Source organism: Natronotalea proteinilytica (genome assembly GCF_055379935.1).
Map to the genome: position 1 here is coordinate 2,140,766 of NZ_AP043947.1, position 12,989 is coordinate 2,153,754.

Sequence of the window (12,989 nt, forward strand, 5' to 3'; positions counted from 1 at the left end):
CTACTGAAATGATGCGCTACTGGGATGATCCAGCGTCTCGACTACTCCTTCGCTCGCTCTTGCGAAGAGAAGATCTGTATGAACTGTAGCTGCCCCGGATGGACTCGAACCATCAACCCTCTGGACCAGAACCAGATGCTCTGCCAATTGAGCCACGGGGCAGTATATTACGTAACGCACAGCGGTCTAGTTGTAAATTGCCCGACTGCGTTCACCACATAAGCCTATCCTGTACCCGCCGTTCCCTCAACATCACCTCTCTGCTTAGGTTGACCTATGTTTCATGATTAGCGGCGTTACGAGCGGCTCTAATGGACTGGGACCGAAAAGGTCATGCCCCTGGTGCTGCGAGCCGCTATCGTGGTCCTCGTTTCGCTCCACCGGCCCTTGCTCTTGGCCCCGACCCAACCCCCAAACAGATGCGGTGGTGATTGTCAGAAGCGTCAGGGGGATTAATGAATGCAGGCCAAGCGGAACCCAACAAGAAGATGCGACTGCTAACTGGTGTCAATGACTGTTTGATTAAGTGCTTGTGTCGCTCATGCTTGTACGCGATATTATGAACCATCCGGTCACCACCGTGGCCCCTAGTGCATCGCTCGGCGATGCTTTTGCGCTTATGCACGAGCACAACGTGCGCCATTTGCCCGTTATGGACAACCATGGTCGTGTGGTGGGAATCATCACCGACCGCGACATCCGTTATGCAACTAGTGAGCTGACCGACGTTCCCCTGCCTCGCAAGGCCGAGGTGAGCAAGGCTATGTCGGCCCCCGCCATTACGGCAAGTCCGCTCGATCCGGTTGAAGACGCCGCCCAGCGCCTGCGTACCGAACGCATTGGAGCTCTACCTATCGTCGAAGGGGCCGACCTTGTGGGCATAATTACGGGCACCGACCTGCTCGATGCCGTCGTGCGCCTTACAGGTGTTGAGAAACCCGGCAGTCGCCTGGCTGTCGCTCTCCCCGACAAACCCGGCCAACTGGCTCGCCTCACCGCCCGTGTAGCTGATGCCGGACTCGACATCCGTTCGGTGTTGAGCTATTACACGCCTTCCAGTGATGCCACCGACACGCCCGAAGATCCCGATGACGCGTCGTACCTCCATGTCATCCTACGTGTAGACACCATCCATATTCGCCCGCTGGCGCAGGAGTTGCGCGACGAAGGCTTTAACGTACTTTGGCCTCTTCCTAAACCGACTGCTCAGTAACTCCTTCATATCCTTCATCGCTATGTCGTGCCCGCTTCTATTCGACGAATCGTATCTATCGTACTTCTTCGGTCCCGAGCACCCGTTTAGTCCCGACCGGCAGCGCATGCTCTGTAGCTTGCTGGAGGCGCTTCCAATCGAGGTGTCCTTCACGGCTCCCCCTGCTGCATCGCGGGGCGATATCTGCACTGTGCACGACAACGCATTTGTGGAGGCAGTCGAGCGCTGCTCCACGGGTGATCTGCCCGCCAACGTGCGCGACTTCGGGCTCAATACGTCCGATGTGCCTACGTTCGACGATATGGATGCAGCAGCGCGTGCCCTTTGTGGAGGCACGCTGCACGGAGCCCACCTCATTGCCGATGGAAAAGCATCGCGCGTGTTGCAATTAGGCGGTGGACTGCACCATGCGCATAAGCGTCAGGCATCGGGGTTTTGTGTGTACAATGACTTGTCTATTGCTATTCAAGCGTTGCGCGACGAGGGACTGCGCGTAGCATATATCGACATCGATGTGCATCATGGTGACGGCGTGCAGGCTCTACACTACACCGATCCCGGGGTGCTCACGATCAGTCTGCACGAATCGGGACGCTATCTTTTCCCCGGCACAGGGCACGTAAATGAAATGGGCAAGGGAGCCGGCCAAGGAACTGCCCTGAACATCCCTCTGGAGCCCTTTACCGACGATGAATCGTACCTGGAGACGTTTGAGCGGGTGGTTCCCTTTGCGTTGCAACGGTACGTGCCCGACGTACTCGTCATTCAGTGCGGGGCCGATGCCCACTTTAGCGATCCGCTCGCCGATTTGCTGCTCACCACACACGCCTATGACGCACTCTTCGAACGCTTGTTAGAACTCGCCGAAACGTATACCGACGGACGGGCGCTCTTCACGCTCGGCGGCGGCTATCAGCCGGATGCTACCGTGCGTATTTGGGCGCTCTTGGCCCATCGGGTACGGAATGCTGCGCTGCCCGAGGCGCTTCCCCCGTCATGGCTGGATACGTGGAGCGAGGTCTCCGAGTCGCCGCTTACACCGACCCTACACGATGCCGACCGTTCCTTCGAGATTGAGCGTCGCCCGGCGATTGTCGAGCAGAACCGACAAGTTAGCAAACGCGCCCTGGAGCGTATCGCCCCGATGTGGTATTGACGTTGCGTGCTTTTCGCTTAGTTCGATTTCTTTCTCGAACAGCTAATTCTTTGCGCTGCACCTCCGTCTGCTCGCGCTGCGAGGCAATAAACGCTTGAACGGTCTTCTCATCAAGGGACGTGGGCTGTTTTTCCTGGCGCTCTTCCTGTTCCGACGTGATTATCCTGAAGTTGAGGGGAGACAAATATCGAAGAATGGATGACATCGGACGTCTCCTGAACCAGTGCTAGAAATTCTTCTGATTTCAGGCACTATCGAGTCACGGGAAATGCCTGTATCTCGTTCTGATTCACGTCTTGCTCTACAAAGTCCTTCATGATGTAGGGGCTGTTTGATGAAGGTTACTGACGTGACAACATCAATAAGCTAATATATTTTGTGCTCCCATGTTTCCATAGTGGGAAAGGCTATGCAAAATGATACGGATGGCTATACACGTTCCGCAAAGTCACGCAGGCGAGATCTAGTTGCATCTCCAGAAGAACTCCAGCACCACCATCCATGCCTTCTTAACAAACACAGCCCCGGTCCACCAATTCAGTGTATTCAGTGGTCAAACGTGCCACTGCATCATCCGCTATCCTACGGCAAACACAAAACACTGCAGAGATGAGCAACGCATCTGCGACGGACATAAACCTTGCCCGCATTGGCAGTCGCCTTCTCATTGTAACCCTGCTAGGCGCGGTGATCTGGTGGCTCCGTCCCCTCTTTCATCCGGTCATCTATGGCATTGCCTACAGCCCGAGCACAATTTATGTCGTAGGCATACCACTTTTAACCGGCCTCCTTCTCTATTTGCTTCCACCGTTCAATGTTACGAAGGAGGACGTCTCATCTCGGGATGCGAAAACGGCCCTTTTTAGCCTGAGCGTAATCGCTGGCGTCTTTCTCGCCCTCACACTGGGTAACCTCGGCGGAACGTTTGAAGATCGTCATCTGGCAACCGAGGCCATGGAGCAGGCCACCGCCGAAGCCGAATTCCCTCGGGCCAACGAAGAAAATCCCCGCATCGTGCCGCAGGCCGTCGCCGACATTCAGACGCGAGGTAGTGTTTCGTACCGGCAGCATCAGCTAGGCATCTCTGACATCGCCCGCATGGAGGACGGACGCCTCGCATGGAGCTATCCCATTCAGCCCGACCAATTCCGAAACCGGCTTCAGGGGAACCAGCGGGGGGTGCTGCTCAGCGATATGACGGCCATGGAAGACCGCGAGATGCGGGCGTTTGACGAGCATCCGTTCACGTATGGACAGAACATGATACTGCATCGCTCCGCCGACTGGCAGCTCAAAAAATCAGACTTCTGGGTGCAGTATCGCGACGATCCCATCGAGTTTACGCACGACGGCGAAGCCTATATGGCCTTCCCGAAAACCGGTCACGAATGGCACCTACTTCCCATTCCCCACACCACCCCCACCTGGGAGGGTGTTGCGCTTGTCCACCAGGATGGCACCATCGAGCACTTTACCCCCAATGAAGCCCGCGCCTCCGATGTCCTCGACGGCCAGCGGCTCTTCCCACTCTACAACGCCAGCCGCTACGCAGAATCGCTGAAGTACCGGGGCGGTATTCTCAACGTGATGCCCGCCATTGGTACCTACGAAGGCGTGATCGAGCCTGCCAGCCTACCAGCAGGCGCAGGCAACAGCCAGCCCTTTGTGATTGACCTGCAGGGCGAACGCATGAGCTACGTCTATGCCATGGAGCCTGCCGGTCTCGACACGCGCGGCCTCGACGAAGTCTGGTTCTTCGATAGTCACACCGGCGACATGCAATTCTTCGAAACCGGCACCGAAACCCTGCTTGGCCCCGAACGCGCCATGGGCATCATCCGTGCCGAAGACACCCGTACCGACTGGGACACCGCCCGCTCCTCAGGCCAGTTTAGCGTCGTTGAGCCTATCCCGACGGTTGTGGATGGCGACCTCTGGTGGCACGCCAAAGTCGTTCCCACCGACAACACCGACGTGACCCGCAATGCCTTCGTCAACGCGCACTCCGGCACCGTCGTCGAAATTCGCGAAACCGCAGCTGTCGTCGACTTCCTCTCAGGTGAAGACGCCGACGACATCAGCGATGTAGAGGTGGTGGCCGCCGAAGACGATATCGAAGAGGACGCCCCTGCCTACTACATCATTATCTCTGAAGACGGCGAAGAAGTCGACCGGATTGGCGTAGACGATGTGGAGGACATCGGCATTGAAGTAGAGGCACAGTAGTAAAGCATTCCTTCATCTTGTCCCTAACTCTTAGAGCCTGTTTGGGTTTTGGTTTGAAGGCGAGAGCGAGCGCCGCTGAGGCGAAAAGGACACCACGGTAGCGGTTCGTAGCCGGGGCTACGGGCCGATACCGGGGGATCCTTTGCAGCCCATCGGAGCCGATCGCAGCCCAAATTAAGAAATCAAAACAGGTTCTTAGCCCGGGATCAGAAGCGAAGCGGATATCCCGGGCGGTTATTGGGTATCCATTGCGCATCCATTGCGCATCGAAGCCGACTACCCATGTCATGCTGAACGCAGTGAAGCCTCGCAACACGTGCCTACGGAGGGGAGGCGTTAAAGGCACACAGGGAGCGCCACAACGTGTCGAGTCATGCGGCCGCATCTTCCAGACCGGGAACGATCACGTACAATTTAATCACTACCCATCTTTCAAACACAGTTCGGTAGCACTTGTGGGGATACGTTCCGTATGCTGTGAGCAGTTCGTTCTGCTTCTGCTGTCCTCCTCTGCTGCTCATGCTGAATTACATCTGGGCCGGGTTGATTATTATCAGCCTGGTGTTTGCAGTCTCCACCGATGTCCACGAACTTACCACCGATCGCTATCGCAATGCCGAGGCGTTTGAGGTCACCCTCACCTTTCCCGAGGTATACGATGCCGATGCTCGTCGCCAGGCGGTAACGGTACATATCGACACCACGGCGTTTGCCACGTTTTATCCTGAGGCCGATACACCAGAGCCTCGCTACGAAGGACAATTCGTGCAGACGCAAGACGGCAATCAGGTGGTGTTCGGAAGCGGTATAGCCCTCCCGCAGCCGTGGCAGGACATGCGCGACTTCTATGGCGACGACACCAGCGATCCGATTCGCGCTGAAGCTCGTCTGTCTGATGCCCCGACCGCAGCAATGGCGGGGACGCTGACCTTCGAGCCCGTGCATTTCCGTAAGCTGAACGATATTGCCGGAGCCGCACTTGACTTTGCGGAAACAGCCGCCTCACTGGCTCTTGGACTTATTGGCGTGCTCGCCCTTATGCTCGGCCTGCTTAAAATTGGCGAAAAGGGCGGACTCATTCACACACTTACTCGCTTCGTGCAGCCCGTATTGCGTCCGCTCTTTCCCGATCTTCCCAAAGATCATCCGGCGCTGGGCACCATCTCACTCAACATGCTTGCCAACATGTTTGGGCTAGGCAATGCCGCTACGCCGCTTGGCATCAAAGCCATGGAGCAACTCCAGGAGGAGAACCCCGAGAAAGAAACCGCCACCAACTCCATGGTTATGCTCCTGGCTCTCAACACATCAAGCGTGCAACTGGTGCCCCCCGTATTGCTCGTGGCTATCATGGGGCTTCAGGTCAATGAACTGGTGTTCTCCATTACCATTGCAACGGCGCTTACCACCGTTGCTGGCATTGCTGGAGCTATTTTCTTCAGTCGCATGAAGCGGTTTTCGGATACTGATCCGATGAAGAACGCTTCGTAACACGGCCTGCTTTCCTACCTCTTTTTCTTCCGTCTCCACCTATTACTTCTATGCTTGAGCTGATTCGTACCACCGTTAGCATTCTCTCCTATTTTGTGCTTCCTGCCATTCTGGTAGGCTTTCCCTTGTATGGGCTCATCAAAGGCGTGCGCGTCTACGAGGTCTTTGTGGAAGGCGCCAAAGAAGGCTTCGAGATCGCTGTGATGATTATTCCATATTTGGTGGCTATCCTGTTTGCGATCGGCATGTTTCGGGCCTCTGGAGCCATGGACTTTTTCGTAGATCTGCTGGATCCAGTTCTTGCCATCGTAGGCATACCAGCCGATGTGGTGCCTATGGCGATTATGCGCCCCCTTACGGGCTCTGGCTCGGCGGCTTTGGTGGCTGATATGGTCGAGCAGTTTGGAGAGGATGCCCTGATTGTGAAGATGGTCGCCACTATGTTTGGATCCACCGAAACTACGTTTTACGTGATTGCCGTGTACTTTGGCGCGGTGAACGTACGCCGCACGCGCCACGCCGTACCGGCCGGCCTCTTTGCCGATGGCGTCGGCGTGGTGGCCTCGGTATACGTGGTGCGCCTCCTCTTTGGCGGATGAGCAACTAATGGCTTCGTTGCAACGGCCCGGTAGCGGTAAGATATTAAGTGATTGACATGTGGTTTACATCATCGCAACACGCTCAAACCCCCTCTGTCTTCGACATCTTCCCCTTGGCTAAGGGGGAGAAACCCGTAGGGAGAGGGGGGGTCGAACAAGACAAAACTGCGGTCTCCAACCACCTTATCATTTAGCGTCTATCCACTACCAACGGCCCCATCAAAAAACGGTGCTGCCCCGTCAAAGGGCAGCACCGTGGAGGTAATATATTCGGCGGATGGCTCCAGCCAAACATCAACTACACCGATCATTATCCATCCAGCGTGCTGCTAATGCGGTCAAGCGCATCTTGCAAGTGCAACTGGGTGGCCCGATCGGTAGTGCGACCAATGGCCTGCTCAATCTCTTGCTCCAGGGCGCGAAGCTCGCCGCGCACATAGGGGCGAATGTCAGATTGGGCGACATCTACCGACGTGAGGTCAAAGAAGTCGGCAAGGGCGCCTCCTGGCATATCCGGCTCCTCGTTGAGCAGGTGGTTCATGCGTTCGAGGTAGCCCCGCTGCAACGCCCGGCGATACGAGTTGATCGTTTCGCCCTGGGCCAGTTCGGACCACAAGCCAGATCGCAGGTCTTCGAAGAGATCCAGCGCGGTGTAGACATCATCGGCGCCGTGCATCGCCTCGGCTTCAACCAGACGCGCCAGACGCATCGGGTCGAGCACGTCGTCAACCACGCCAACCTGTACGCTACGCACGCGCTCAATGGCACCGCTGTCTTCGATGCGACGCAGCACGTCCTCATCGAGCAACCAGTCGGGCGTTTCAAACGCATACTCCAGCAGGAAATCCATGGCGCGCTGCTGTTGTTCGGGCGGTACAACTTCGTACACAAGCCCCTCTTCGTCGTACGACTTATGCGTTTCGAAGACGCCACCCAGGTTGGTGGTTACGTGGCCGAGATACCGGTTCCACTGGGTTACGACCTCGCCATACAGCTCATCCACATCATCGTAGAGTTCGCCTTCGCGGTAGGTCCAGTCTACCAGATTGGGCACAATGCGCTGCAAGTTAGCGATGCCTAGCTCACTCGCCTCCATATTATCATCGCCAAGGGCTTCGCGCTGCGAACGCGGATCGGCTCCGAACGGGTTGGAACCGCCGTAAAAGTAGTTGGGATCGTCGGCGCGTTCAGTGATCCACTCGTTCAGCACCTCGTGTTCTTCGTCAGGGTCGTCATAGCCCGGAATAAGCCGATAGCCCCACTCAATTGACCACTTGTCGTACGGCCCTACTTTCGGATCGAAGTTCTCTACGCCATCCTCCGGTTGCGCAATGTAATTGAAGCGCGCATAGTCCATAATGGATGCGGCTGTGCCATGCTCAGCCGTGTAGGTGGGCGACCGAAGCGAATCGACCGGTACAGCGTGCGACGAACCCCAGTTGTGCGGCAGACCAAGCGTGTGGCCAACCTCGTGGGCGGATACAAAGCGAATGAGTTCACCCATTACGTCATCATCAAAATCGACGGTCTGGGCATCCGGATTCGAGGGCGCCGTCTGGATGAAGTACCAGTTGCGCAGCAGGTTCGCTACGTTGTGATACCACCCGATGTGGCTCGACAAAATTTCGCCACTGCGTGGGTCGTGTACGTGTGGACCGTACGCGTTGGGGATCTCAGACGGAAAGTAACGGATGACTGAGTACCGAATGTCTTCGGGACTAAACTCTGGGTCTTCCTCCTCGGTAGGCGGGTCTTTGGCCATGATCGCATCCTTGAAGCCGGCCTCTTCAAAGGCCACCTGCCAATCGTCAACACCTTGCTTCAGGTGCTCGCGGTACCGCTCTGGTGTCGCCGGGTCGATGTAAAACACAATCGGATCGACGGGCTCAACCAGTTCGCCACGCTCGTACGCTTCCGGGTCAGACGGCTCAAGGCGCCAGCGGGTGATGTAGCAGCGCTCAACGGCACGGTGCTCGGGACGCCCGAAATCTACCTGGTTCACACTGAAGTATCCCACGCGATCATCACACACACGCGGCTGCATGGGCTCCTCCGGAAGCAGCACCATGGAGTGGTTCATTTTCAGCGAGATGGAGTTGGTCGACGCGTTCGAGGGCGGCTGTTGCGCGCTGTATGTGAGCACGTTGCGCACCTCAATGTTTTCTGGGTAGCTGGCTGCCCGCTCAAAGAACGTTCGGGTAGCATCCAACTGCCGCACCTGAAACTGCTCGCGCCGGTTTTGCTGCATGCCCAGCGCCGGGACATCAGTCGTAAAGAGCGGGGTTACGTCGATTACTGCAGCAGAGTCATCGTCGTTGCGGGCCTCCACATCAAACGACATGATAATCGGCTCGAAGTTGGCGTTACGCACCGCTTCGTAGATCGGAAGGTCGGGATCCGCCACATTGTCGTAGCTTACACGCCGTAGTAGCACCTTGTCGCCGCGATGCTCCCACCGCAGTACCTGCGTGTTCGCTTTCTCGCCGCCATAGCCGATGTTATCGGCGGTTTGGGCAATGCGCGTTACCATTAGCATTTCGGCCCCGAAGAGCGAGTCCGGGATTTCGTAAAAGAGCTGTTCGTCTTTTACATGCGTGGTAAAGAGCCCGTCATCAGACTCGGCATCAGTGACAATTTCCTCATAGGGCGACGGTGGAGGATCATCATTATCATTAGAAACCGCAGATTCGGATGCTGCACAGCCGGTAAGCACCAGGGCAACAGCCATCACCACGGGAAGAAGTCGGTGAAGCATAAATAGTTACACGAATGAGACAAAAGGAAAAACGTACACCGCCTTGTTGAAGCCAACCGAACATGGAATCGTTTCCGGGCGGGTGCTTTCATGACACCAGCCACGCTTGTATTACATGAATGCATGGCCTTTAAGCGAAGCCGAACGAGACGATATGATCCCCCCTCAAACAGGTGCTTAGCGCAGACTGAAGAGTACGCCTATTTGCATGGAAGCATGGTCCATCATATAGTCATTCACTGATCCAAAACTTGTCGTGGCAACATATCGCGGCTCCACATAGGCGCTTATCGGATCGGCAATACGGTATGCAAGCCCAAAGCCGGCGAATCCCCCCTGTAATGTTCGAGACCCTCCGTTCATGGAAGTGTATGATTGTTCGACGATTATCACCTCAATATCTTGTTCCTCTCGATGATAGGCTCCCACTCCAGCAATGAAATAAGGGGCCCAGCTTCCTTCTATCGCAATCAGGTACTTCAGGCCCAGTTCAGCCGTGTAGATCTGCATCCCCCCGTTAAAGGGGCGTGTTGTAGATCCGGGAGAGAATAACCGATACCCATCTTCATCTAAGTTGAGAGACGTGTAGCTGCCCTTCAACGAAAGCTCCCAGTTTGGCGTTAGCGTAATACCAATCCCCATGGTCCCTCCGTATCCGGCGTGGTAAGGTTGACTGAAGCGCTCAGGCGCATACGGGCTCATCAATGCACCCGCTCCGTATATCTGGATCCGGTTTTCTGAAACGTCTTGAAGCTGTGCATTCGCTGGGACTGCGCCAACGATTACAAAAATACTGAAAAGCGTAGCACAAAAGATGCGCATGGTTACATTAAGTGTAAAAACGTGTAGAATGAATAACATTAAGAACGGGAAGGCAAGATCCAACTTCAACCTGTGACACAGCACTATCGCAACGTCGCCCTTGAATGTTGAAATGTAGCATCAATACCCCCTTGCAAACACTCGGCTCCAAGCAAACGTGAGGTCTAACACCGTTGCAGATTCGTATCCAACACACACAGGTGAGTTGACAATGAATCCATAGTGTGTATCTTAAACGTCCTACCTACAAGCACTTTCGAGTTTGCGCTGGGCACATGCACACGCTGCGCCCTCGAAAGGGCTGTTGATTTGTATCGTTGCTCACTCTGCCGGGCCTTGGTCCCTCCTGCCTATGCCACGTCTTACTGCCGATCAACGCTATCTCTGGAATGAAGGTACCGACTACCAATGTTACACCTGGATGGGTGCGCACGCCAATCCGGCTGGCACCTGGTTTCGGGTGTGGGCACCCAACGCAGATTCGGTATCAGTGATGGGCGATTTCAACGACTGGTCTGCAGATGCGCATCCATTGCGTGATGCCGGCGGCGGACTCTGGGAAGCCTATGTACGTTCTGCCCGAACAGGAGCGCGCTACAAGTATCGCATCAACGCCAATGGCGAGGCGCTCGACCGCACCGATCCGTTTGCATTTGCCCTGGAGCCCCCCGCTGAAAACACATACGAGGGCATTTCGTCGATCATCGTTGACCTGGACGATTACACGTGGGACGACGACGAATGGATGGCGCATCGCCGCGGTCCTGATACGCTCAACGAGCCGGTTTCTATCTACGAAGTGCACATGGGCTCGTGGAAGCACGCGGCCCTCGGCGAATCGTATTCCTATCGCGATATTGCGGAACCGCTCGCCGAGTACGTTACCGACATGGGCTACACCCACGTCGAACTGATGCCGGTGGCTGAACATCCATACTACGGCTCATGGGGCTACCAAACGCTGGGCTACTACGCTCCCACATTCCGCTACGGAAGCCCACAGGACTTCATGCACTTTGTGGATACCATGCATCAGCATGGCATTGGCGTGTTGCTTGACTGGGTGCCCGCCCACTTTGCCACCGATCCCCAAGGACTCACCTACTTCGATGGTACGCACCTCTTCGCGTACGACGACCCTCGTATGCGCAACCATCCCGATTGGGGAACCTATGTGTTCGACTACGGACGCAACGGCGTGCGCAACTTTCTGATAGGAAATGCGCTCTTCTGGCTCGACCGCTATCACATTGACGGACTACGCGTCGATGCGGTAGCTTCTATGCTGTACCGCGACTACTCGCGCGAGGATAACTGGGTGCCAAACGAGCACGGCGGGCGCGAAAACCTGGAGGCCATTCGTCTGCTGCAAGATACCAACAAACAGGTGTACGAGCGCTTCCCCAACGCCATGACCATTGCCGAGGAATCAACGGCATGGCCTGGAGTGACCACCCCAGTGGACCATGGCGGACTCGGATTCCTCTACAAGTGGAATATGGGCTGGATGAACGATACGCTCGAGTACTTCGAGAAAGAACCTGTTCACCGCAAGTACCACCACGGCGATTTTACATGGACGCTCAGCTGGGCGTTCTCCGAACAGTACATGCTGCCCTTCTCGCATGATGAGGTGGTGCATGGCAAGCAATCGATGTGGGCTAAGATGCCCGGCGATGACTGGCAGAAGGCGGCCAACCTGCGCCTACTCTACGCCCATCAATATGGCCACCCCGGTAAAGTGCTATCGTTTATGGGGAACGAGTTTGGGCAGCATCACGAGTGGAATCACGACCACTCGATTGAATGGCACTTGGCTGAGGAGCCGCTCCACGCAGGCATTCAGCAGTGGGTGGCCGACCTCAACACGCTTTATCGGCGTCGCCCAGCCCTCTGGCGCGACAATGAAGACGGGTTCGAATGGATTAGCTATGGCGATCGGGAGCAGAGCGTCTTGGCTTATCTGCGCCGCCACAACGATCAGGTGCTCGTGTTTATCCTGAACATGACGCCTGTGGCGCGCACCGACTACCGCGTAGGCTTACCCCATGCCGGAATGTGGCAAGAACGCCTCAACAGCGATGCCGATGTGTACGGCGGCAGTGGTGTGGGCAATGCAGGGCAGGTGGAAGCTACATCCAACGGCTATCACGGGCAGCCGGCCTCGGCTTCGCTCGTCGTACCTCCGCTTGGTGTGCTCGTCCTTTCCCCCGACTATCAATCGGACTTCGCCCCGTACAATCCGCTCGCACGCTAGGCACACGGTCTGTGCGCTTAGCAACACTTTACCTTTCAGGCCCCATCAACGTGAGCATGAGGGTACGACGCCCGCCGTGGTTGCGGTGCTCACAAAGATAGAGCCCCTGCCAGGTGCCCAGCGCCAACTCGCCATCCGATACCGGGAGCCAGAGCCCCGGTCCAATCAGCACCGCTTTGATGTGTGCGGGCATGTCATCGGAGCCTTCGAGGGTGTGCTCGTAATACGGCTGGTTCTCGGGGACCATCTGGTTGAGGTGCCGTTCCAGGTCGCCTCGCACATCGGGACTGGCGGCCTCGTTCAGCGCAATCGACGCGGAGGTGTGCTGGATGAAGACATGTAGCATGCCTTCCGACACCTGCGCGAGTTCAGGCAGGGCCTCCGTTACAGCGTCGGTGATGAGATGAACGCCGCGTGGATAGGGATCAAGCGTAAGCGTGCGTTGCGTCCAATGCATTGGAAGTTCAGGT

At 56.3% G+C, this 12,989-nt stretch carries 9 protein-coding genes and 1 tRNA gene; 6 read left to right on the plus strand and 4 right to left on the minus strand.

Annotated elements, in window-relative coordinates; translation table 11 throughout:
- Nucleotides 1–89: 89 nt before the first annotated feature.
- Nucleotides 90–162, minus strand: a tRNA-Gln gene (locus ACZ5AL_RS08460).
- 379 nt (nucleotides 163–541) lie between these two features.
- On the opposite strand from ACZ5AL_RS08460, the gene ACZ5AL_RS08465 reads away from it, so the two are divergent.
- The 5 genes from ACZ5AL_RS08465 to ACZ5AL_RS08485 all read left to right on the plus strand — a co-directional run bounded on the left by ACZ5AL_RS08465 (nucleotide 542) and on the right by ACZ5AL_RS08485 (nucleotide 6,685).
- Nucleotides 542–1,213, plus strand: a complete 672-nt coding sequence (locus ACZ5AL_RS08465; RefSeq protein ID WP_464509934.1) for a CBS and ACT domain-containing protein — start codon at nucleotides 542–544, stop codon at nucleotides 1,211–1,213.
- Nucleotides 1,214–1,235: 22 nt separating this feature from the next.
- Nucleotides 1,236–2,369, plus strand: a complete 1,134-nt coding sequence (locus ACZ5AL_RS08470) for an acetoin utilization protein AcuC (protein WP_464509935.1) — start codon at nucleotides 1,236–1,238, stop codon at nucleotides 2,367–2,369.
- A 609-nt stretch (nucleotides 2,370–2,978) separates the two neighbouring features.
- Complete coding sequence (locus ACZ5AL_RS08475) at nucleotides 2,979–4,595, plus strand: hypothetical protein (RefSeq protein ID WP_464509936.1); 1,617 nt, start codon at nucleotides 2,979–2,981, stop codon at nucleotides 4,593–4,595.
- A gap of 519 nt (nucleotides 4,596–5,114) precedes the next feature.
- Nucleotides 5,115–6,086, plus strand: coding sequence for a nucleoside recognition domain-containing protein (locus ACZ5AL_RS08480; RefSeq protein ID WP_464509937.1), 972 nt, complete (start codon nucleotides 5,115–5,117; stop codon nucleotides 6,084–6,086).
- A gap of 50 nt (nucleotides 6,087–6,136) precedes the next feature.
- The gene (locus ACZ5AL_RS08485; RefSeq protein WP_464509938.1) at nucleotides 6,137–6,685 is read left to right on the plus strand and encodes a spore maturation protein; all 549 of its coding nucleotides are present in this window, start codon (nucleotides 6,137–6,139) and stop codon (nucleotides 6,683–6,685) included.
- 310 nt (nucleotides 6,686–6,995) lie between these two features.
- Here ACZ5AL_RS08485 and ACZ5AL_RS08490 read toward each other — a convergent pair whose 3' ends face one another.
- Nucleotides 6,996–9,440, minus strand: a complete 2,445-nt coding sequence (locus ACZ5AL_RS08490; RefSeq protein ID WP_464509939.1) for a zinc-dependent metalloprotease — start codon at nucleotides 9,438–9,440, stop codon at nucleotides 6,996–6,998.
- Between the two features lie 177 nt (nucleotides 9,441–9,617).
- Nucleotides 9,618–10,301 carry an outer membrane beta-barrel protein gene (locus ACZ5AL_RS08495; protein ID WP_464509940.1) on the minus strand — a complete coding sequence of 228 codons (684 nt, stop codon included), beginning with the start codon at nucleotides 10,299–10,301 and terminating at the stop codon, nucleotides 9,618–9,620.
- A 313-nt stretch (nucleotides 10,302–10,614) separates the two neighbouring features.
- Here ACZ5AL_RS08495 and glgB point away from each other — a divergent pair, with 313 nt between their 5' ends.
- On the plus strand, nucleotides 10,615–12,519 hold the full coding sequence (glgB, locus tag ACZ5AL_RS08500; RefSeq protein ID WP_464509941.1) for a 1,4-alpha-glucan branching protein GlgB: 1,905 nt from the start codon (nucleotides 10,615–10,617) through the stop codon (nucleotides 12,517–12,519).
- 28 nt (nucleotides 12,520–12,547) lie between these two features.
- On the opposite strand, the gene ACZ5AL_RS08505 is transcribed toward glgB, so the two are convergent.
- The gene (locus ACZ5AL_RS08505) at nucleotides 12,548–12,976 is read right to left on the minus strand and encodes a secondary thiamine-phosphate synthase enzyme YjbQ (RefSeq protein ID WP_464509942.1); all 429 of its coding nucleotides are present in this window, start codon (nucleotides 12,974–12,976) and stop codon (nucleotides 12,548–12,550) included.
- Nucleotides 12,977–12,989 lie beyond the last annotated feature (13 nt).